This window comes from Paenibacillus sp. PAMC 26794 (assembly GCF_000316035.1).
GTDB lineage: Bacteria > Bacillota > Bacilli > Paenibacillales > Paenibacillaceae > Paenibacillus.
Window position 1 is genome coordinate 254,853 of sequence record NZ_ANHX01000011.1, and the last position, 22,851, is coordinate 277,703.

At 44.4% G+C, this 22,851-nt stretch carries 20 protein-coding genes and 1 pseudogene; 18 read left to right on the forward strand and 3 right to left on the reverse strand.

Annotation, left to right across the window (positions count from 1 at the left end):
* Window positions 1–13: 13 nt before the first annotated feature.
* Window positions 14–1,193: pseudogene (locus D829_RS30545) on the reverse strand (IS3 family transposase).
* Between the two features lie 1,353 nt (window positions 1,194–2,546).
* On the opposite strand from D829_RS30545, the gene D829_RS0106420 reads away from it, so the two are divergent.
* A complete protein-coding gene (locus D829_RS0106420; protein ID WP_017688033.1) occupies window positions 2,547–3,848 on the forward strand; it encodes an aldehyde dehydrogenase in 1,302 nt (433 codons plus the stop codon).
* Between the two features lie 103 nt (window positions 3,849–3,951).
* Here D829_RS0106420 and lexA read toward each other — a convergent pair whose 3' ends face one another.
* A complete protein-coding gene (gene lexA / locus D829_RS0106425) occupies window positions 3,952–4,578 on the reverse strand; it encodes a transcriptional repressor LexA (RefSeq protein WP_017688034.1) in 627 nt (208 codons plus the stop codon).
* Between the two features lie 296 nt (window positions 4,579–4,874).
* On the opposite strand from lexA, the gene D829_RS0106430 reads away from it, so the two are divergent.
* From D829_RS0106430 to D829_RS0106445, 4 genes are all read left to right on the forward strand, one after another.
* Window positions 4,875–5,252, forward strand: coding sequence for a LysM peptidoglycan-binding domain-containing protein (locus D829_RS0106430; RefSeq protein ID WP_017688035.1), 378 nt, complete (start codon window positions 4,875–4,877; stop codon window positions 5,250–5,252).
* A 95-nt stretch (window positions 5,253–5,347) separates the two neighbouring features.
* Window positions 5,348–5,557, forward strand: coding sequence for a DUF896 domain-containing protein (locus tag D829_RS0106435; protein ID WP_017688036.1), 210 nt, complete (start codon window positions 5,348–5,350; stop codon window positions 5,555–5,557).
* A gap of 125 nt (window positions 5,558–5,682) precedes the next feature.
* Window positions 5,683–6,192, forward strand: a complete 510-nt coding sequence (locus D829_RS0106440; protein WP_017688037.1) for a hypothetical protein — start codon at window positions 5,683–5,685, stop codon at window positions 6,190–6,192.
* A gap of 28 nt (window positions 6,193–6,220) precedes the next feature.
* Window positions 6,221–7,012 (forward strand): HAD family hydrolase, encoded by a 792-nt coding sequence (locus tag D829_RS0106445; protein WP_017688038.1) that lies wholly within the window; start codon window positions 6,221–6,223, stop codon window positions 7,010–7,012.
* A gap of 948 nt (window positions 7,013–7,960) precedes the next feature.
* On the opposite strand, the gene D829_RS0106455 is transcribed toward D829_RS0106445, so the two are convergent.
* Window positions 7,961–8,506 (reverse strand): cupin domain-containing protein, encoded by a 546-nt coding sequence (locus tag D829_RS0106455; protein ID WP_017688040.1) that lies wholly within the window; start codon window positions 8,504–8,506, stop codon window positions 7,961–7,963.
* A 180-nt stretch (window positions 8,507–8,686) separates the two neighbouring features.
* Between D829_RS0106455 and metH the strand changes: the two genes are divergently transcribed.
* The 13 genes from metH to D829_RS0106520 all read left to right on the forward strand — a co-directional run bounded on the left by metH (window position 8,687) and on the right by D829_RS0106520 (window position 22,850).
* A complete protein-coding gene (gene metH, locus D829_RS0106460) occupies window positions 8,687–12,127 on the forward strand; it encodes a methionine synthase (protein WP_017688041.1) in 3,441 nt (1,146 codons plus the stop codon).
* A 76-nt stretch (window positions 12,128–12,203) separates the two neighbouring features.
* Window positions 12,204–13,142 carry a ribonuclease Z gene (gene rnz / locus D829_RS0106465; RefSeq protein WP_017688042.1) on the forward strand — a complete coding sequence of 313 codons (939 nt, stop codon included), beginning with the start codon at window positions 12,204–12,206 and terminating at the stop codon, window positions 13,140–13,142.
* 360 nt (window positions 13,143–13,502) lie between these two features.
* Complete coding sequence (locus D829_RS0106470) at window positions 13,503–14,309, forward strand: TIGR01457 family HAD-type hydrolase (RefSeq protein WP_152416970.1); 807 nt, start codon at window positions 13,503–13,505, stop codon at window positions 14,307–14,309.
* A gap of 6 nt (window positions 14,310–14,315) precedes the next feature.
* A complete protein-coding gene (locus tag D829_RS0106475) occupies window positions 14,316–15,137 on the forward strand; it encodes a DNA-formamidopyrimidine glycosylase family protein (RefSeq protein ID WP_017688044.1) in 822 nt (273 codons plus the stop codon).
* A complete protein-coding gene (locus D829_RS0106480; protein ID WP_026081034.1) occupies window positions 15,127–15,975 on the forward strand; it encodes a deoxyribonuclease IV in 849 nt (282 codons plus the stop codon). The genes D829_RS0106475 and D829_RS0106480 overlap by 11 nt, the downstream gene beginning before the upstream one ends.
* Before the next feature lie 19 nt (window positions 15,976–15,994).
* Window positions 15,995–16,333, forward strand: coding sequence for a cyclic-phosphate processing receiver domain-containing protein (locus D829_RS0106485; RefSeq protein WP_017688046.1), 339 nt, complete (start codon window positions 15,995–15,997; stop codon window positions 16,331–16,333).
* Entirely contained in the window at window positions 16,333–16,650 is a 318-nt protein-coding gene (locus D829_RS0106490; protein ID WP_017688047.1) for a thioredoxin family protein, read from the forward strand. Before D829_RS0106485 ends, D829_RS0106490 begins: the two co-directional genes overlap by 1 nt.
* A gap of 2 nt (window positions 16,651–16,652) precedes the next feature.
* The gene (locus D829_RS0106495) at window positions 16,653–17,426 is read left to right on the forward strand and encodes an ATP-binding cassette domain-containing protein (RefSeq protein ID WP_026081035.1); all 774 of its coding nucleotides are present in this window, start codon (window positions 16,653–16,655) and stop codon (window positions 17,424–17,426) included.
* Window positions 17,427–17,432: 6 nt separating this feature from the next.
* Entirely contained in the window at window positions 17,433–18,482 is a 1,050-nt protein-coding gene (locus D829_RS0106500) for an SAM-dependent methyltransferase (RefSeq protein ID WP_017688049.1), read from the forward strand.
* A gap of 227 nt (window positions 18,483–18,709) precedes the next feature.
* Complete coding sequence (locus tag D829_RS0106505; protein ID WP_017688050.1) at window positions 18,710–20,188, forward strand: serine/threonine protein kinase; 1,479 nt, start codon at window positions 18,710–18,712, stop codon at window positions 20,186–20,188.
* Between the two features lie 26 nt (window positions 20,189–20,214).
* Entirely contained in the window at window positions 20,215–21,234 is a 1,020-nt protein-coding gene (locus D829_RS0106510; protein ID WP_017688051.1) for an SAF domain-containing protein, read from the forward strand.
* A gap of 75 nt (window positions 21,235–21,309) precedes the next feature.
* The gene (locus D829_RS0106515) at window positions 21,310–22,023 is read left to right on the forward strand and encodes a hypothetical protein (protein WP_017688052.1); all 714 of its coding nucleotides are present in this window, start codon (window positions 21,310–21,312) and stop codon (window positions 22,021–22,023) included.
* Window positions 22,020–22,850 (forward strand): ParA family protein, encoded by an 831-nt coding sequence (locus tag D829_RS0106520; RefSeq protein WP_017688053.1) that lies wholly within the window; start codon window positions 22,020–22,022, stop codon window positions 22,848–22,850. The genes D829_RS0106515 and D829_RS0106520 overlap by 4 nt, the downstream gene beginning before the upstream one ends.
* The last annotated feature ends 1 nt before the right edge of the window (window position 22,851 follow it).

Here is a 22,851-nt window from a genome sequence, read left to right on the forward strand (position 1 = left end):
CAGATGAAAAAAGCTATGCTGCCAGTGCGCATCGATATTCAATCGGTGCGCGCTGTTTGAGTTTGGCTTGAAAACGTCGGTAGTTGTAATTGTACATGTAATCTTCCACGGCTTGTCGAATCTCTGCTTCTGAATTACACTGGTTAAGGTACAGCTTATCTGTCTTGAGATGCGAAAAGAAAGATTCGATGCATGCGTTATCCAGGCAGGTTGCTTTGCGAGAGTGGCTGCCCTTAATGCCGAATGCTTCTAATCGTGTGTTGTACGCCTGAGACGTGTATTGGAAGCCCTGATCCGAATGGAGCACGGCTTCTGAAACGTCTCTTTTTTGTGTCCATTGTTCCACCGTATCCAATACGAGCTGAACATCGTTCCGTTTAGATAACTGCCAAGCTACGATCTCGTTGTTGAACAAGTCTTGAATCACGGACAGGTAAACAAATGAATTCCCATCCGAAATATAGGTAATATCCGTCAACATTTTTTGCTGGGGTGCTGTAGCGTGAAATTTGCGTTTCAGGCGATTAGGATAGATCACAGATGGCGTATAGCTGGACTTCTTCCGCTTCTTACGAATTACCGATTGGATCGATAGTTCCCGCATGATTCGCCTACTTTCTTGTGATTCACGTTCAGACCAGCCTCCCACAACGCCGTTGTCATGCGAGGATAACCAAACTCTTTGTTTTCAAAATGAATAGCCATCATGTGTTCTTTGATCTCACGGTCACGTTCTTGTCTTGCGTCTCGCTGCGGCTGGGTTGCTCGCCATTTATAGTAACTGGATCGGGGTATTCCTGTAATCGATAGTAGGCGTGTAATGCCATGCGAGCAGCGCAATTCATCGATGATATCGTAGTTCTCCCGTTGGCTCAGCGCTTCTCCTTTACTAGATTTGGATATCGCTTTTTTAAATAATCCACCTGTGCTTGAAGATAGTCTCGTTCTTCCTCCACGCTGCCAAAGGCTGTACGGGGACGTCCCTTCAGTGGATTGGGCACACTGTTTTTTCGTTGATCGAACGCTTCCCCGTTTTTCCACTTTTTCACCCACACCTTCAGTTGTGAACAGTTGCGAATTCCTTCGCGTTCAGCGACTACTTTGTAACTTGAAGAACCTTCGACATAGGATCTAACTGCATTCAATTTGAATTCTTCCGTATACGTCTGAAATGTTCGCCCTTTTTTCGCCATAAAAATATCCCCTCCAAGTATCACTTGAACCCCCATGATAACATGAAGGTTTTTTCAAGTGTCTACTTAAAGGGGATAATACCAAAAGTCGCTATTATAGCGGCTTTTTTGTTTTATTCGTACAAGTTCATTTTTCGATTACCGATTAGATAAATATTTAACTACTCAGCAGAAACTAAATAAATTGATAGAGTGGTCTTACGAAAAAGCAAAGCTCAACCGATAAAGCAATTGATGCTTTAATCCGTTGGCAAAATATTAAAGGAGTAACAAGCAGGTTTCTAACTGGCGTAGGTGGTGTTGTCACTCTTCCAGTAGCTAAACCAGCTGATTAATGTACGTGCAAATACGAGTGATAGTTGCCATTGCTCACATGTGTGGTTATAATCCAAAAGATGATGAAGTTAAAACGTTGGTTTTTTCGTGTCTTACCAGACAAGCTGCTACAGATATTTTGAAGGCTGGTATAAAACCGGGCAGTATACCTGTAAAGAATGCGATTAAAAAGATTCCAAACGTAGCAATTAAGACTATAAATCAAGTTTGGTGAAAAAGGTATTATGTTTTCTTTCCGATTAAGTGTAGCCCAGCTGAATTAGACTTAAAAATAGTTTTAAGATAACGGACAGGATAGTGTAATTATTACGCGAATTATCCTAGGGAGTTGCATAAAGAAGGAAAAACGTATCTAGAAAAAATAAAAAAACTTCTTGGTGAGACTGGTGGAAAGTGTGCAAACCCGGGATGTTTAAGAATAGAGCCTGTTGATTACCCTCAAATCAAGGTATGGGCAATTCATAAAAAACACGAAACTAGGCACATGATTGCGTGGAAAACTTAAAATAACTGATGATGAGTTATATAGATGGAAGCAGATAAAAGGGTCACCAAAGAAGCCTATGTTTGTCTGTAACCATGGCTTACTTTTAACATGATGCATTCGTTCACCGATAAATAATCGTAAAGCTCTCTTTTCATTAATGAAAGGGGAGTTTTTTATATGTGGTAACTAAACATTTCTATTTTGAAGAAATGTATCAATTCATGTTAGTAACAGCGCAAATACCATTATCATTTATCTACTAACCTATTAAAGAGAAACTGAAATTAAAATTCTTTCTACAGTGCATTAAACTGTCTGAAACAAAAGATTTAAATCAAACTTCCTTAGAAATTCTGATAGCCACGAAATAGAAAGGAATACTAACATTCACTCTTTTAAAATTCAAACCATCATTCAAATACATACAATGTGAATGTTTCATTTGTATGTTGAAAGTTTCATATAGAAGAGGTATACTTTAATTAAATTTTGAACAATTTAATTTTAAATAATTAATTGGAGATGTTAATATGAATCAGGCAAAACAACTGGTGACAGAACAACGTACATTTTTTTATACAGGACAAACTAAAAATATTGAGTATCGGATTAATGCGCTTCAACAGCTTAGAAAGGGAATTGAAAAGTATCAGCAACGGATTCAAGACGCACTTCGGGCGGATCTGAACAAATCTGAGGCGGAAGCTTACGGTTCCGAGATTCGCATTGTTTTGGGTGAACTGGATTTTGCATTAGAACACCTGCAGGAATGGGCTGCACCAAAACATGTCCCAACCAATTCGGCTATGCCGGATGGGGTGAGCACCATTTACCCTGAACCATACGGGGTGGCTCTTATAATTGCACCTTGGAACTATCCTTTCCAACTGGCCTTTGGTCCACTGATTGGAGCAATTGCAGCCGGTAACTGTGCAGTTATCAAGCCTTCTGAATTAACACCAGCCGTATCTCGTCTGACGTATGATCTGATTCAAGAGATCTTCCCTCAGGAGTATATTGCGGTTATGGAAGGGGAAGTCGAGGCTAGCACAGCATTGTTGAAAGAGAAGTTTGATTATATTTTCTTCACAGGCAGTACGGGGGTTGGTCGCATTGTTATGAAGGCAGCAGCGGAGCATTTGACTCCTGTAACCCTGGAGCTAGGGGGCAAGAGTCCTGCTATTGTGCACAGTGATGCAGATCTGAAGCTGGTGGCCCAGCGTATTGTTCGTGGTAAGTTCCTGAATGCGGGGCAAACATGCGTTGCTCCGGATTACTTGCTTGTGCATGAACAAGTTCATGATGAACTGATCAATCTGATTGGCGCAGAGATCAAAGATAAATTTGGGGATGATGTGTTACAGAACGCTGATTTCCCGCATATTGTTAACGCGCGTAACTTTGATCGGTTGTCGAAATTCCTCACAGATGGCAAAACGCTGATAGGTGGGCGTTCTGTACGTGAGCAGTTGCTTATTGAGCCGACGGTAATTGGTGATTTGAACTGGGAATCAGCTGTCATGCAAGAAGAGATCTTCGGTCCGATTCTTCCTGTATTTACGTACAGTGACCTGAACCCTATGCTGGATGAGATTGTCCGCCGGCCAAAACCATTGGCGCTATATCTCTTCACACAGGATGAGCAATTGCAGGATCAGGTTCTGAATCAAGTATCCTTCGGTGGCGGATGTATTAATGACACACTTTCTCATATGACTTCACACTATCTCCCGTTTGGTGGTGTAGGAGAGAGCGGTATGGGCTCATATCACGGACAACAGAGCTTTGATGTGTTCTCGCATCACAAGAGTGTTCTGAAACGCAGTGAGTAATTAGCCGCTAAAATAACATAAACATGAAAAAGAGGTTGTCCTGTTCATCAGGACAACCTCTTTCGTATTTCATTGCATCTAGTTTTGTTACTCAAGTTAAATATTAATGAATATCTCGGAAAAGGCCAATGACTTTACCCAGAATACTAACGTGTTTCAAACGTAAAGGTTCGAAGGTCGCATTCTCCGGTTGAAGGCGAATATGATCTTTCTCTTTATAGAACGTTTTCACTGTAGCTTCATCGTCTTCAGTCATTGCAACGACAATATCACCGTTATCAGCAGTTTGCTGTTGACGGACAATAACGTAATCTCCGTTAACGATTCCAGCTTCCACCATACTATCTCCGACTACCGAAAGCATAAACACTTTCTGTTCGCCTACATAATGTGTAGGAAGAGGGAAGTAGTCTTCAATGTTCTCGGTTGCAGTGATCGGAACCCCGGCTGTAACCTTACCAACGACAGGAATACGTGCGACGCTATGAGCAAATTGATGAGAATGCTCAGATTCTTCCTGGCTCAAAAGCTCAATGGCTCTTGGCTTGGTAGGGTCGCGTCGGATCAAACCTTTTTTCTCCAAACGATCCAAATGTCCATGTACTGTTGAGCTGGAAGCTAGTCCAACAGCTTCACCAATTTCCCGTACGGAAGGAGGATACCCCTTCAACCGGACTTCATTTCGTATAAACTCCAGAATAGCCTGCTGCCTGCTGGATATCTTCGACATACCGTATCAACCCCATTTTAGTAACGTTTGGGAAAATTATAACATAGAACCTCCGTTCGTACAAACATAAGTTCTAAATAAAATGGCATTAAATCAGTGTTTTTTACCTTTCAGAACAGAATTTGTCCAAAAGTCAGAGCATAATACTGCAAATGCTTTGCAAAAGGACATCAATTCAGATACCTCTGTTTCAAAAAAGAAGCGAACAATTGTTCTGAAAATCTATTGAACAAAACAAGTGTTCGTGTTATATTGATTTCAACAGATAGGAACAAACGTTTGGAGGCGGGTATTTAATGAGATATTCTACTTATCAAAGCATTTATGAACCAATGAATTCGGAACTGGTGAAGTCTAACATAGGGAACTACAAGAAGGTTTTAGCGCGTTTCAAGATTTCTTCATGGATGTTAAAGGTAGCCATTACCTCTATGATTATATTTATTGGATGCAGCACCGTTTTAACTGTATTTGCCGGCAATGAGAATGATGTTCTGCCTGGAGGAAAGATAGCTGTTTCACAAGGGGAAACACTATGGAGTATTTCTTTGGAACATAAACCGACGAATATGGATACACGTATTTATATAGAAGCAATTAAGAAAGTGAATCAACTTCATACGACTTCCATCCGAGTGGGACAAGTACTAGCTCTACCGCAATTTGCAGAATAAAATGCACATCAATGAGTGTTAGCGCGTGTCAGCTTGACAAGCAGCCTTTATCATGGCAAAGTTAATATGACTTTGTATTTTTGGAGGGGACAAGCTTGGATATAGATAGTCTGGTAGCGCGCATTAACGAATTGGCTCGTAAGCAAAAGTCCACTGGATTGTCGGAGGAAGAACTTGCTGAACGTGCCGAGCTAAGAGAGATTTATTTGAGCAATATTCGCAGTAATTTCAGACAACAACTGGATACCATTGAGATTGTTGATGATGAGAATGACAAAGGCCACCAAGGCAAACTCAAACACTAACGAAACCTAATGATATCATTATGATATTTAGGTTTCTTCCTGTTATTTTGAGTGTGCAATTTATAGGGGGAAATGTTGGTTTACAGTTATGTAAGCCGATACAAAGACACATAAGGGGGATTCTCATGTCGCGTTCGTTCGAGAGAACGGTTAAGAAAAATTCCAAGCAGTTAAATCAGCAACGCAAAAAAAGTGGTCAACCAATCACAGGTACACCAGGTGAAGAAGTCTTTAAGGGACGCAGCCTGTTGTTCCCTATATTTTTGATCGGTCTCGCCTTTTTGTACCTGTTTATGAGCACGTTCCTTGTGCAAGCTCCGATGACAACCTGGGACTGGGTGACGATGCTGCTTTACGTATTTTTGGCAGTCATCTTCATGCTTCGCCGTCCATACATCAAGATTAGCAGTAATCGGATTATAACGACGAAGGGTAATCGTGAACGTTCAATCGGGGTTGACGATATTGTTAAATTCAGAATTGAACCAGGTACAGTTGTTATCGAACATAACAGTCGCGGGAAAAGATGGGTGTTCACCAAGTTATTGAATCGTTACGATACAGATGCGATTGCAGAACGTTTGCTGAAGTTTGCAAAAGCACACCAGATCACCGTGGAAACCGTCGAAAAGTAATTATTGCATAAAGGGGTAGATGATCGGAATGGCGTTAAAAGCGATTTTGTTCGACCTAGATGATACTTTATTGTGGGATGAGCGTAGTGTTCGAGAAGCTTTTCATGAGACTTGTCTCATTGCGGCTACAGAGACTGGTGTTAAACCAGAAGAACTTGAAGAAGCTGTTCGTAATGAGGCACGTGGGCTGTATGAATCTTATGAAACCTTTCCTTTTACCAAAATGATTGGAATCAATCCATTTGAAGGCCTATGGGCCAATTTCACAGGGGGAGAACAACCGGAATTTCGTCAGCTTGAACAGTTGGCTCCAATCTATCGCAAAGAGTCCTGGCGCCGCGGCTTGCTAAAGCTGGGTGTTGATCAGGAAGAGCTTGCGGAACGTTTGGCCTCGCAGTTTGGGACAGAACGCCGATCGAGACCTCATATTTATGAGGAAACGATGGATACGCTGCGTCATTTGCAAGGGAAGTACAAATTACTGCTTTTGACTAATGGATGTCCTGCGTTACAGCAAGAGAAGCTTGATGGTGTGCCTGAGTTATCTCCATTCTTTGATGAGATTATTATCTCGGGCAGCTTCGGTAAAGGCAAACCAGACCCGTCCATTTTCGAACATGCTATATGTAGACTGGGTGTTAAACCGGAAGAAAGCATGATGGTTGGGGACAAATTAACAACGGATATTCGTGGTGCGCTGTCTTCAGGTATTCTTGCAGTTTGGATTAACCGGGAAAACAAAATTAACAATGAAACCTATTCGCCAGATCATGAAATTAAGCACCTGACTGAATTAGAGGGCCTGATCGCTAATTTCTAAATTTTTTTGATAACATTAGGTTTTAATATCTATCTTTAGCACTCTCTATTATCTTAACGGATACTTATCGTTAAATAGCTAGGGATTGCTTTTTTTTTGCAGCACAAAAAAGATTATTTCACTGAATTATATGTTTTTTTGATACTGAAATATTTGTATTGAGCATTTTGCATTAATCTAAGCCCTTGTTACACAAAGGTTTTTCGAGCATAAAAAAGGACTTCACCCCAACTTGGAGAAGTTTTTTGGTAACGACACCAAAACACTCAAGAGGAGGAACTCCCCTTTGTACATTCTTCAAGAAAGTATATTTTCTTTGAGGAACTTTTTTTAAAAAAAATCTAAAGAATGGTGAGAGCATTTTCAAATGTATTCAAATAATTAAAGGCATACACGAAAAAGAACTGGAGTTTACCGAGCGCTTATTTAATTTACTCACAGAGGCAGCTGACTAAGATATGATAACTATAAGCTCAAAAGAAGGGTTAGCACCTTCATGAACTTCTATACTGATTTCAGAGCCGAAGCAAAATCGGTAAACACTTCTGAAGTGCACTCTTTAAAAAACACATTCGGATAAATCTCTGGTATACCATGGAAATTTAGGAGGTGTATTTTTATGCCAGCAATGGGATATGCCCAATTTAGGGACGTAAGACTGTTCTTGGCGAAGGAAAAAGTGTTTTGGTACAGGAATATATTTAACTGGTTAAGTAGCATAGAATAGTGTGTTAGAAATGTGGGGAAAGCTTTACAATCAAGATAGAAAATTCATCATTACATAACGGTCTCTCGTTAAAATGTAGAAGAAAGATGTAAATTTAAAAGATTGAGACAGGCATTGGGGCAACAAAGGGAATGTTTAGTGAAATATAGAAAACAAACGGAACGAAGAAAGCTGTAGCTTTGTTCGTTCCGTTTTGCATACTAAAATTTTATAGAGTCATGTCAGGCTTGTTTGATAAATGTAGGATCAGGGTATGGATCTGCAATCCAGCCATCTTTTTCGATGAACAGACGTACAGCAATAATTTGTTTGTTCTCCATTAAGGTGAAGAAGTGCGGTGTATTCTCAGGTACAGAGATAACGTCTCCAGGAGACAGTTCTACATTAAAGTAGCCCACATCATCTGTAGCTTTGATAACAAAGATTCCTTTACCAGCGACAATGGCGCGAATCTCATCTTCAGCGTGGGTGTGGATCTCTTCGAACTTGGCCAGCTTTTCTTCGATATCTGGTGTTTGTTCGGACAGTGTGATGACATCCCAGATCTGGTATCCGCGACGTGCAGCCAAATCTCTGATTTCAACATCGTAAGTTTCCAAAACCTCGGTTTTCTGTTCATCCGTTAATCCAAAGTTATTTTGCAGATCAGTGTTCAGTTTGGATGCGTCCCACTTCTCATATAATACTTCGTATTTGTTTAAGAAATTTCGAACATTTTCGTCACCAGTGATGCGTTCGTTCGTATTTCGGATAACAATTTCAGCCATGTTCTTTCCCTCTTTTCCACTTGGTTTAATTGAATTATATCGGATTGCTCTGTTTTTGTCGATTCTCAAATTTCCGTTCATATTCGTGCAAACTCGCCATCTTTCGGGACTAAACCCGATCTTTCACATTAAGTTAGTTTCTGTTAAACTAATATTTAACGTTTTGCGGGGGTGAAGATATTGGATAAGATTAGTCTACACGATGCATTAAAACAACGAATATTAATCCTCGACGGTGCAATGGGGACCATGATTCAACAAGTTGATCTGACTGGCGAAGATTTTGGCGGCGAAGATTTGGATGGATGTAATGAAATGTTAGTGCTTACTCGTCCAGAGATAATCCAGCGCATTCATGAAGAATATCTGGAGGCCGGCGCCGATTTAATTGAAACCAATACATTTGGTGCGACATCTGTCGTGCTTGCTGAATACGATATTCAGGATCGGGCACGCGAGATCAACTTGGAAGCAGCCAGAATTGCGAAAGCTGCGGTTGATCGTTTCTCTACACCTGAATCTCCACGTTATGTGGTAGGTGCGATGGGACCAACAACCAAAACACTGTCTGTAACTGGGGGAGTGACGTTCCAGGAACTTATCGACAGTTATTTGGAGCAAGCGCTTGCTTTAATAGAGGGAGGCGTTGATGCGCTACTACTCGAAACCTCACAGGATACCCTCAATGTAAAAGCAGGCAGCATTGGAATTCAGCAGGCCTTCGAACAGAGTGGCGTTATACTGCCCCTGATGATATCAGGAACGATAGAACCGATGGGAACGACCCTTGCAGGTCAGAATATCGAATCCTTTTATATATCCTTAGAACACCTTAACCCAATTTCGGTAGGACTAAACTGTGCTACGGGTCCGGAGTTCATGCGTGATCACATTCGCTCACTTTCCGCTATGGCATCGGTTGCTGTTAGTTGTTACCCGAACGCGGGTCTTCCGGATGAGAATGGTAATTACCATGAGTCACCAGACTCGCTTGCTCAGAAGATTGGTGCTTTTGCCGAACAGGGCTGGTTGAATATCGCTGGTGGATGTTGCGGGACAACCCCTGCACATATTCGGGCGATGCGCGACACACTTGCCCAGTACCCCCCAAGAGAAATGAACGGAACACATCCACCGGCATTGTCTGGTATAGAACCAATTTATATTGAACAGGACAATCGTCCATACATGGTTGGTGAGCGTACGAATGTGCTAGGATCACGGAAATTCAAACGACTCATTGTAGAAGGCAAATATGAAGAAGCTTCGGAAATTGCCCGTGCTCAAGTGAAAAATGGAGCGCACATTGTTGATGTGTGTGTACAAGACCCAGACCGCGAAGAGTCTGAAGACATGGTGAAGTTCCTTGAATTGGTTGTGAAAAAAGTTAAGGTTCCTCTCATGATTGATACGACAGATGCTTCCGTAATTGATCTGGCCCTCCAGTACTGTCAAGGTAAAGCGATAATTAACTCCATTAACCTTGAGGATGGCGAAGAGAAATTTGAGCTGATTACGCCGTTGCTTCATAAATATGGTGGTGCTGTTGTTGTCGGAACGATCGATGAACGGGGTCAGGCGATTAGTCGGGAGGACAAGCTTGACGTAGCCAAGCGCTCTTACGATCTGCTGGTGAACAAATATGGACTCAAACCAGAAGACCTCATTTTCGATACGTTGGTGTTCCCGGTAGGTACGGGAGATGAACAGTACATTGGTTCAGCCAAAGAAACCATTGAAGGTATAAGAGTTATTAAGGAAGCGATGCCTGAATGTCATACGATACTCGGAATCAGTAACATTTCATTCGGACTGCCAGAAGCAGGCCGTGAAGTGCTGAACTCTGTATTTTTGTATGAATGTACCAAAGCAGGTCTCGACTATGCCATCGTAAACACAGAGAAACTGGAGCGTTATGCGTCCATTCCGGCAGAAGAACGCAGACTCTCGGAAGAACTCTTATATAATACGAATGATGCTACACTGGCGGCGTTCGTAGCGGCGTTTCGTAACAAGAAGGTTGAGAAGAAGGAGAAAATCTCGAACCTTTCATTAGAAGAGCGTCTCGCTTCATATGTTGTGGAAGGAAGCAAAGAAGGATTGCTGCCGGATCTCGAACAGGCACTTGCCAAATACACAGCACTTCAAGTGATTAACGGTCCACTGATGCGGGGGATGGAGGAAGTCGGTCGTCTCTTTAACAACAATGAATTGATTGTAGCTGAGGTGTTGCAGAGTGCTGAAGTCATGAAGGCTTCTGTAGCATATCTGGAGCAGTTCATGGAGAAGAACGAGACTTCGGTTAAAGGCAAGATCATTCTCGCCACGGTTAAGGGTGATGTGCATGACATCGGTAAGAACCTGGTTGAGATCATCCTGTCCAATAACGGTTACCGGATCATTAATTTGGGTATAAAAGTACCACCAGAACGTATCATTGAGGCCTACCGAGAAGAAAAAGTCGATGCGATCGGCCTCTCGGGTCTATTGGTAAAATCAGCGCAACAGATGATTCTTACCGCTCAGGATTTGCGAACAGCAGGTATTGATGTGCCTATTATGGTTGGTGGAGCGGCGCTAACACGTAAATTCACCAAAAATCGTATCCGTCCTGAATATAACGGAATGGTTGTATACGCTAAAGACGCGATGGACGGTCTGGATCTGGCGAACAAATTGATGAATCCCGTTTCACGTGAAGTGATGCAACTGGAGATGGAAGCTGAAAAAGAAGCTGACGCTTCAGGTGCTGTAGCTGTTCAGGCTCTTCCAGAGCTTACACGAGTGGAGCGTTCGGATATTGCTGTAGATAATCCAGTTCTTGTCCCGCCTGATCTGGAGCGGCATACGATGCGCAATTATCCGTTATCACACATCCTGCCATACGTGAACATGCAGATGTTGCTTGGACACCATCTGGGTCTGCGCGGTTCAGTAGAACAACTGCTTGCTTCAGGTGATAAGAAGGCTACCGACCTGAAAGCAGTCGTGGATGATATCATGCAAGAGGCTGTTCGTGACGGGATTATTCAGGCTCATGCCATGTATCGTTTCTTCCCGGCTCAGTCCAGTGGTAACAGCGTCATTATCTATGATCCAAAGGACACCAGTAATATTTTGCATACATTTACGTTCCCACGTCAAAAAGTCGAGCCGTTCTTGTGTCTGTCCGACTTCCTGAAGCCTGTTGAATCCGGTCAAATGGATTACGTTGGTTTCATGGTAGTCACTGCCGGACACGGGGTACGTGAACTATCCACTGCGTGGAAAGATCAAGGGGATTATCTTCGCTCGCATGCTCTGCAATCCGTAGCGCTCGAGGTAGCAGAGGGGTTAGCTGAACGTGTGCATCACATGATGAGAGATATCTGGGGATTCCCTGATTCTGCTCAGATGACCATGAAGCAACGTCACGGTGCACGCTATCAGGGGATCAGGGTATCCTTCGGATATCCGGCTTGTCCGGATCTGGAAGACCAAGGGCCGCTATTCAAGTTGCTGCAGCCTGAGGATATCGGGGTGGAATTGACGGAAGGTTTCATGATGGAACCTGAAGCATCCGTATCAGCGATGGTATTCAGCCATCCGCAAGCCAAGTATTTTAACGTAGAAAAGGCATAAATCAGTTGAGTGTCAGGCAAAGCCCTCCGCAATGTCGGAGGTTTTTTGCTGGCAACAGAAAGAGGTGCGATCCAGAATGGAACTATATTTCCTGGGAACTAATGCTGGTGTACCTACGCTTCAACGGAATGTAACTTCCATTGGGCTACGCATGTTGGATGAGCGCAGAGCTTTGTGGTTGTTTGACTGCGGGGAAGGAACGCAGCACCAGATTTTAAGTTCTCCGCTTAAACTAAGCAAATTGGAGAAAATATTCATTACTCACCTGCATGGTGATCATGTATTTGGGCTTCCGGGACTGCTTTCAAGCAGAGCCTATCAAGGTGGCACAACACCATTAACGGTATATGGTCCGCCAGGTACAGAACGAATGATCAGTACAACAATGGAGCTTAGCCAATCCCGGGTGAACTATGATTTGAATATCGTGGAACATACGGGCGGCGTCCTGTTCGAGGATGACAGTTTTATCGTGGAAGCTGCTTTGCTTGAGCATCGGATTGACAGTTATGGATACCGGATCACAGAAAAAGATCGTCCAGGAAGCCTGGACCCAGCCAAACTGGCGGAATATGGTCTGAAACCAGGCCCATTGTTCGGCCGACTGAAACGTGGAGAAACCATTACGCTGGATAACGGTGATTCGCTTCGTCCAGAAGATGTATTGGGAGCACCAAAACGAGGCATGGTGATCACCATATTGGGTGATACACGTCCATGTGACAATGTACAGCCTCTTTCCATCAATGCGGATGTACTTGTGCATGAAGCTACATTCATGCATGATCTGGCCGATACAGCGCATGAGTACTATCATAGTACTTCTAAACAAGCGGCAGAAGCGGCTAGAGCAGCCAATGTAGGGCAACTAATCATGACTCACTTCAGTTCACGCTATAAGGATGAGGATCAACTTCAGCCACTTTTGGAAGAGGCGCAGTCCGTATTCCCGAATACCAGACTTGCAAACGAACACCAGCTTATTCCTGTCGTGCATCGCAAGCAAGAATCTTAACCCTGATTGCGAACCAGTGCACGGCTAAACACGTCATATAAAGATCCGGGTAATTGCACGGGACTGAGGGAGAGGAACTCCCGCGGTCCCTTTTGCAATCTGGTCAGAAAGCGTGTAGGATGGGCAATATGAAGAGGGAAATGATTCGAATTATTTTCCGGGAAAGCGCAGGAAATGACAAGCTTGTACAGAAGACGCGCGAGTTAAACCGTCGGTGTTCGATCCGGTTCGACTTGTTGCGTGCTCATGTCAGCAAGCCATTATTTTTTGCTTGAATACATATGTTCGCGGTCAAGTTCGAGGTAAATTGATTAAGGACATGAAACGTTAATGGAATAAAGAAAGGAAGTGCTGTGTGTGATTAAGGCCTATCTGATTGACTTGGATGGTACGCTCTATCATGGCAGACATCGTATCGAAGGAGCCGATCAGCTTATTCGAACACTGCAGGAGCTAGGAAAGCCGTATTTATTCGTAACCAATAATTCTTCCCGTACACCACAAGGTGTGGCAGATCATCTGAACGGGATGGGCATACCTGCCGACGCGTCTCAAGTATGTACTTCTGCTGTGGCGGCTGCCGAATATGTTGCTGAAGAGTCCCCGGGTGCAAAAGTGGCATGTATTGGAGAAGCAGGACTGCTGCAAACCATAGAAGAAGCAGGACTACAGCTGACGGAAGATGCACCAGACTATGTAATACAGGGGATTGATCGTGAATTTTCCTATCATAAACTGACCAAGGCGCTAAGGTGGATTAATGCGGGATCAAAATTCATTATGACCAACCCGGATTTGCAGCTTCCTTCCGATGATGGACTGACACCTGGAGCGGGGACTATTGGAGCAGCAATTGAAGCAGCGACCGGAGTTCATCCTACCGTTATTGGTAAGCCATCGAGTGTTATAATGAAGTCAGCCATTAGCCGGCTAAATCTGGCGTCTCATGAAGTGGCAGTGATCGGAGATAATATGCGAACCGATATTGCAGCTGGAGTGGCAGCAGGGTGTGAGACGCTGTTGGTACTTACCGGTGTGACAACACGGGATAATATGGATGGACACATTCAAGCAGCCAAGGCTCGACCTGATCATGTGTTTGAAGATTTGCATAAATTGATGGAGTGGCTGTCGCAAGAGACAGACCAAGCTTCCAAAAAGGGGTAATGTATGATGCCGGAACTGCCGGAAATGGAAAATTACCGGACCTTGCTGTCCGAGAAAATACTTGATCTACTGATTACAGGTGTTGTAATTAATCGCGATAAAACGATAAATACGGAGCCTGATCTGTTCATCAGTGAACTTACAGGCAATCACATCATATTTGTTGAGCGCCGAGCGAAGCATCTGATTTTCCACTTGGCTAATGGCAAACGTCTGGTGCTGCACCTCATGTTGGGCGGTATGATTTTCTGGGGCACGGAAGAAGAACGCCCTGATCGTTCCACGCAAGTGGAAATCCAGTTTGGGGATCACATTTTATTCTTTATCGGACTGCGCTTGGGTTATTTACATCTGCTTACTTCGAAAGAAACAGAAGAGGCGATGTCTGATCTTGGACCTGAACCACTGGATCGACGGATGAACGTGGAACGTTTTGCTTCCCTGTTGAAAGGCCGTCGGGGTACACTCAAGACAACGTTGGTGAACCAGCATATTATTGCGGGGATCGGCAACTGTTATTCGGATGAGATTGCGTTTGCTGCCGGTCTGAGACCAAGCTCCAAAACGCAGAACATCGCGACTTCACCAGAGCTGACGGAGCGCTTGTTCCATTCGATGCAGTCCGTGTTGCGCGAAGCAGCTTCTGAGGGTGGTTATATGGAAATGCCACTGATGCAAGGGGATACGAAGACAGGAAGCTTTGACGAGCAATGTCGCGTATACGACCGGGAAGGTGAGACTTGTCCGCGCTGCGGGGGAACGATTGAACGAGTGGAAATTACGGGCAAGAAGGCATTCTTCTGTCCGAAATGCCAGAATGAGGCCTAAAACCGGTATCGGGGCACATGTCAGCACTAGAGGTGGATTTCTTCAGGCAGCCAAGAGAGCACATGCGATGGGGGCAACGGCGTTTCAGTATTTTCCGAAGAACCCGCGTAGTCTTGGTCTGAAAAGTCTGGATCTCAAGGATGCTGAGCAGTGCAGGGATTGGTGTGAACAGCAGGGACTTGCTTCGATTGCACATTCACCCTATCCTACGAATCCGGCGTTGGGCATGACCCGTGGAGAGGCGGGGTTTCATGCTACAATAGCCTCTATTCGCAATGATCTTGAAATTTCAAATGCTTGCGGTTCTGTTGGGACGGTGGTCCATTTTGGACATATCAAAACCAGCGATCCGCTGGAGGGCTATCAGAACCTCATTCATTGTCTGGATACCGCCTTGGAGAATTGGAATGGACATTCGAAGGTGCTGATTGAAAATCAGGCAGGTGATCATGGCCCCATGGGCACGACAATGGAAGAAATGATACAGATTCGCAAATTGAGTCGATATCCGGAGCATATTGCTTTTTGTTTTGACACATGCCATGCTTTTGCTTCAGGTTTGTGGTCGTCAGGCAACGAAGCGGCGATGCTTGATAAGGGTAGGATGCTAGGATACTGGGATAATGTTGCTGCTGTACATTTTAATGATTCCAAATATGCGTCTGGTTCGTGTAAGGATAGACATGCGAGGATCGGACAGGGATATATCGGAAATGAATCAATGAAAGCATTGTTAACTGCGCCTGAGTTCCAAAAAGCGGTTGTTGTGCTCGAGACAGAAACGGGCGAAGATGGAACGCACCGTGATGATATAGCGCTCATGCGTTCCTGGCTATAATGGGGAGAGGAGCGATTGTATGCATGTTTTTTTGGATGACTATCGGGCCTGTCCGAAAGGATTTGTTCTGGCAACGAATGCAGAAGAGTGCCTGATGCTGCTAAGAGAAGGTGACGTGGACATTTTGTCTCTGGATTATGAGCTTGGTCCGGATTCGCCTAATGGCGGTGAGGTCGCGGCATCCATTGTACGAGAAGGTTTATTTCCGCGTGAGATCTATTTGCATACGTCCAGTATGTTTGGGAAACGCCAGATGTACGAGATGTTATATAGCAATAAACCGGATTCGGTAACCATTCATAATGGACCAATGACGGGTGAGGTCATGCTGCGTGTTGCCGCGGGAGAAGAAAGTTAATGAAGCCAATTACATCCAAAATGTTAATGCGCAGTGTATGGGAAGGCATGCCACAGGCTGTATTTATATATACCCCTTTATGTGGGACATGTGCGGCAGCACGGCGTATGTTGGAAGTAGTAGAGCACATGCTGCCAGAAGGTATTTTATTCGAAATGAACATCCATGACATTCCTGAACTTGTACAACAATTTAAAATTTCAAGTGTGCCAGCAGTGATGCTGTTTGACGGCCAGCAAGATGTTCCGAAAATGGTTTATCGGATGAGCTCTGTGGAGCATTTGCTCTCGGAGATCCGGAAGGCGGTGCTGAAATGAGTATAATTTCGATGGAACATGTCTCACTTAGACGAGAAGAGAATCAAATCTTGGATGATGTACATTTGCGCATCGAACAAGGCGAACATTGGGTTATTCTGGGTCGGAATGGTTCTGGCAAAACAACGTTGCTGGAAATGATGAACGGATATATGTTTCCAAGCCAGGGACGCATTGAAGTACTCGGTAATCTGTATGGACAATGTGACGTCAGGGAAGTTCGTAAGGAAATCGGTTATATCAGCCAAACGTTGATTGAGAAACTCACACCCAGAGATCCGGTATGGGAGGTCGTCGCTACAGGAGCTTATGCTTTTTTGCGTTTTTATCAGACAATTCCTGATGAAGTAAAAGCAAAGGCCATGAGTTTGCTGCATGACATGGGTTTTGCCAACCTGGCTAACAACCCGCTAGGAACGTTATCCCAAGGGGAGCGCAAAAAAGTCATGCTTGCTCGTTCATTAATGGCTGAGCCGAAATTGCTGATTATGGACGAGCCTTGTGCCGGACTAGACTTATATGAACGTGAGAAAATGCTGGCTGAGATTGATCGTCTGCGCCAGCGTAATATTACAGTTGTGTATGTAACACATCATGTTGAAGAGATCGTACCTTTATTTACACATGTGGCCTTGATCCGCGATGGACGTATTGCAGCAGCTGGCCCCAAACATGAAGTTTTGACACAAGATACAATTAAGCATACGTACGATGTTCCGGTCGATATCCAGTGGGATAATGGTCGTCCGTGGATACGCGTACGTTCTGGAGGGTAACACAATTTGAGTACACAATCGTCTTGGGAAGAAGGCAACTTCTCCCGTTTTATCTGCACGGCCAATCATGGCTTTGCCCCTTATGCTCAGGAAGAGTTGCGCCGTACGTTTGGTGCGGTGAAGAGCACGGTACTCGTACCAGGAGAAATATTGCTTGCGGGTCTGCCTGTAGCGGAGGAAGAAGTTGCAGATAAGCTGTGGGCAGAGTATCCAACGTTTTTACGTCATATCCAACCTGTTCAGTTTCAGGAGAATACAGAAGATTCGGAGCAGTCTATTGAAAAATTGATTGCATTTGTGTTGAATCATAAGGAATTGAACGGTGCCTCTGTCGTGCTACAGGTACGGAAGGCAGAAGGGGCTTTTTGGCAAGAAAATGCAGCCTCATTGAAGCAACTGCTAACTGAAAAGCTGGATGAGCTAGGCTGTGAATGGGTTGTACGTGATGCTGAATATGTCATTTCTGTATTTGCTGCCAATGATATGTTGTATGCTGGCATATCCAGACCTGAACAGAACCTGTCAGACTGGAGTGGGGGAGCTGTACGTTTTCAAAAAGAAGACGGACAGATCTCGCGGGCCAAATTCAAATTGCTTGAAGCCGAGCAAACGTTTGGCATTGACTTTACTTCATTTCATAAAGCACTTGATATCGGTGCAGCACCAGGTGGATGGACCTCCTTCCTGCTTGAACGCGGGCTTGAAGTAACGGCGGTAGATCCGGCGAAGATGGATGCGACCCTACTGGCATCGCCTAAACTGACATTTTTGAAAAAAAATGCAGGGGATGTTCGTTTCCGCGAAGGAGAATTCGATCTGCTCGTATGTGATATGAGTTGGAGTCCGAAGCTGATGAGCCGACTTGTATCGGATCTTCTATACAGCCTTCAGCCGGGGGGGACAGCGGTCGTTACCGTGAAGTTATTGCACAAAAAACCGTTGGCAATGATTAAAGATGTCATCGATACGTTTGAGCGTTCGCGTATGCAGATTCAACGTTCCAAGCAGTTGTTCCATAACCGGGAAGAGATTACACTCTATATGGTCAAATATTAAGAGATCTAGCCTTGATTAAAGCAGTTAAAGGTATTATGAAATTGATTCGATTAAGCTCATTAAATTTTGTGCTTTACAATCTATTCCTGCCTGTACTATAATGATACCAATATTAACCATAACAAACCTGAGGGAAAGCATCCCGAAGCGAACAAAACCGGATATCCGGTCTGTTCTTCTTCGGTGAAGCTTTCCCTTTTTTGTTGTGTATTGAAGGAGGAATTGATATGAGACATCCGGCCAGGCTGGAACGCGGAAGCCTGCTGGGAGGTAGATATCGTATCGTATCCATTCTGGGAACAGGCGGAATGAGCCATGTATACGAGGCGGAGGATCTGAAGTTGCCGGGCAAGATATGGGCAATTAAAGAAAGCGTAACGATTATGCCATATGAAGGCAGTATGGAGACGGAGGCCGCTCTCCTGACGTCACTTCGCCATCCAAGATTGCCGCAAATTGTTGATTTTTTTGTACCAGATGAAGATGGGTATACGTACTTGGTGATGGAATACATCGAAGGGTTAACGCTCAGTGAGTATTTCAAGCAGTGCCGCGGGAAGATCCCGATGGAGCAGTTGACGGAGCTGGTGCTTCAATTGCTGGATGTGTTGAGTTATCTGCATAATCTGAATCCACCTGTCATCTATAGGGATCTGAAACCATCAAATATCATGATCACCCCGGAACATGAAGTACGATTAATCGATTTTGGTATCGCCAGAAGTTACAAACCGCAAAGTGCCGAAGATACCGTCAAGTTGGGAACAGCTGGCTTCGCCGCTCCAGAACAATATGGCTCGGGTCAGACCGACGCCCGTTCAGATCTATATGGACTCGGGGCATTGCTGCTGTATCTTATGACAAGTGGGGCCTATACGGAATGGATTCAAGGTGTGGAAAGCTCTATCCGGAGTGATGTTCCACGGACGTACATCCCTGTGGCAAGAAGGCTGTTGAGATATAATGCCGAGGAGCGATTCCAATCTGCCGATGAGGTGCGGAAGGAACTGCTCCGCATACCCGGTGGAATATCGCCTGGTGGAGATGCAACCCTGACCTTGAATGGCGGAACAAGAGTGATTGCCTTGACTGGTGCTTCATCTGGTGTAGGGGTTACCCACACGGCTATAGCTATCAGTCATTATCTCGAAAGGCAAAACTTCAAAGTAGCTGTGATTGAAATGTCACCTCGCTCTCAATCCTTTGCAAGAATCCAACAAATCGCTCAAGCGGGTAAACCGGTGCCAACAGGCAGACAGTTTGCAGTGGATGGTGTGCATTATTGGAAACAATCCGGGCGAGCGGATATTTTGTCTTTGCTTGGGGGGAGTTATCAATTCATCGTGATGGATCTTGGTAGTGGTCAGGACCAGAACCGGCTGGAAGAATTCCTTCGTGCAGATCTGCCGATTGTTATAGGATCGGGTGCCGAATGGAGACAGGCGGAGATTGGCGCTTTTGTTCGATCACATCATCGGTATCCACGAGAAAAATGGATATATTGTCTGCCCTTGGCAGCAAGTGAAGCTGTTCAGCGCATTCGTAAAGCTCTGGATACATCGAGTGTATATGGTCTGCCGTTACATATCGACCCTTTTGACAAGGACGCACAGATGGATAAAGTGTTTTCACATATTTTAATGCATATGATGGCACAACAACCCAAGAAACGTTCGTTTTTTTCACGAAGGAAAGTACATGATTAGAAGAGATTACGAAAGGAGAGCCTCTTTTGTCTAAATTAAGAAAACAAAGCCGTCAACTGATCTATGCCGGACTTATCGGAGCAGGAGCTGTAGGGTTGGTGTTCGGAGGATATGTTATTTACAATGTCAAAACGATGGGTGATGTCAGGTCAGCCGTAGAAGCCCGTTATTTATCGGCATATGAGGAAAAGGAAGCTGAATTAAAGCAACAATGGGATTCGGGAGCGCAAGGATGGGTAACGATTCGGGATATTGAAGCAGGTGAACCGATATTACCGGAGGATCTGAAGCTCATTGCTGTTCCGGATGCACAAGCACCACGAAATCTCTGGTCCAGTACCAAGCAGATGGAAGGCCAAGTGGCCAAAATAGAGTTGAAAAAAGGAACAGCCATAACCACTGAGATGGTATATGAGGATACACCGGCTCCGCCTGATTTAAGAAATCGAGAGCTGCAAGTTATATTACTGCCGTCCTCACTCGTTAAGGGAGATATTATTGATGTTCGTATCCAATTCCCCACCGGACAGGACTATGTTCTTTTATCGAAGAAGAAAGTGGAACGACTCAATGCAGCTACCTTATGGATTACGATGACAGAGGAAGAGATTCTGTCACTCTCAAGTGCAATTGTAGATGCCTATTTACATAAAGCTTCAATCTATGCCTTAACCTATGTAGAACCACAGTTTCAGACACCTGCAATCGCAACGTATCCTGCCAATTCAGAAGTGTTAAAACTGCTGGAGAGTGATCCGAATATTGTCCGACGAGCCGAACAGGAGTTATCCAGACAGGTGAGAAGTTCGCTTGAAAGTTCACTGGCAGCCTTCGTGACAGCACCGTCAAAAGGGGTTGAACAGGATGTGGCACAATCCTCAGTTACCTATAACAGTCGTCCATCAGCCAATAATCCGGCAACGTCGGATGGAGTGATGTGGAATGATGGTTCAGGAAACGGAGCAGGAGCTAATTCTGGAAGCGTAAATGATCCTGCTGATGCCTCACAAACAGAACAACAGAGCTTGCTAACGGGTGGAGAATAGAGCGAAATCCGAGGTTTACTTTAGAATAATTCAGATAACAGGGAGTTTAAGAAAAAGAAAGGAGTTGTAACATCTATGCATACATGGATCTTTGCGGGTTTATGTGAGAAGAATGATCTGATGTTATATCTTTGCAAGATATTGGCTTCGACAGGCAACAAGGTCTTGCTCGTAGATGGAACCTTACAACAGAAGTATGGGTACGGTGTAGGTGACAGTCAGCAGTCTTTGCGAATTACGGAATTTGAAGGATTTGATATCGCTTGTCATTTTGTCACTTCAGCAGCTGTAGAGAATCATCTTGAAGTAAATGGAGAGCGATTGGACAGTTATGACTATGTGTTATATGACATGGAGACCTCCCATTTTGCATCGCGTAATCTCTGGCTAACCGCTGATGTAAGAGTCTGGGTGAGTGATTATGAGCGTTACAATCTGGAACGTGGCAAGGGATGGTTGAAGCGGTTGCTTGAAGAACAATCATTACCTGGTGAGCTGTCATTTCAGCGGCTCTTAATTAACGGGGTTGACTGCAAGCTTGAAGCTCGTTATCTGTGGGCGTATCTGGAGGGCAGTCCGTTTGTGTGGACAGGAGAATCCTTAGTGCTTCCGTGGGATGAGTTAACAGCTGCGGTTAAGCTTGAGAATGAGCATCATCGCCGAGTTCATCTTGGACCTTTGTCACGAAATTACAAAAAATCGTTGTGTCGCGTGGTCGAGCAGTTAACAGGTTGGGAAAGTGTTCGTAGTCGCCGTGCGATGAAAGAAGCAGAGAGGATGAGAGCATGAGCACCATTACCTTTTGGAGCCCTTTTGCAGGAACAGGTTGCACTTCAAGCACATTAATTAGTGCTTATGCGATGGCACTTCACTACAGGACAAGAGTGTTACTTGTTAATGCAGGCCTTGCCGGAACTGGCACAGAAGCTGCTCTACCATCCAAAGATACGGATTCAGCGGATTTTATGTTCTCCTTCGAAGAGGGTGGCTGGGATGCGATTGAACGGCTGCATTTGAGCGGCAGTCTGAATAAGCACAATCTCAGGGATTATACCAAACCACTTCTGAAGGAAAGACTTGATTTCCTAACCGGAAGAATTGATGAGATGGAACGTTCCTCGCAGGAACATGGTGAGACTGTGAAAAAGCTGCTGAATGTAGCTAACGAGTATTACGATCTGGTTCTTCTGGATGCGGATCATGCTGGTGTTGATTCACAGCTCAAGCTGCAGCAGGCGGACTATGTTGTAATTAATCTCGATCAAAATATGCGAAATCTGGAGTTGTTCTTTGAAGAGATCCTGCCAGAACGAATGAACAATAAGAATATACATGTTGTAATTAACAAATACGATTCGCATTCCCGTGCAACGCTTTCCAATATTCGGCGCCAGTTCAGATATAAAGGCACGATATCTGCGATACCGTACACAACCGGATACCTGGATGCAATGAATCGGCGAGATGTCGCTAGATACTTGCAGTTGGAAAGTTTGACTGAGGATAAGGATATTCGTAAAGGGAGTTTTGCTGCAAGCATGAGCGAACTCGCTTGCCTGATTATGGACGGTGCAGGTATGCGCACAGTTCTGAAGAGGCTGGAAAGGGGAGCCTGAA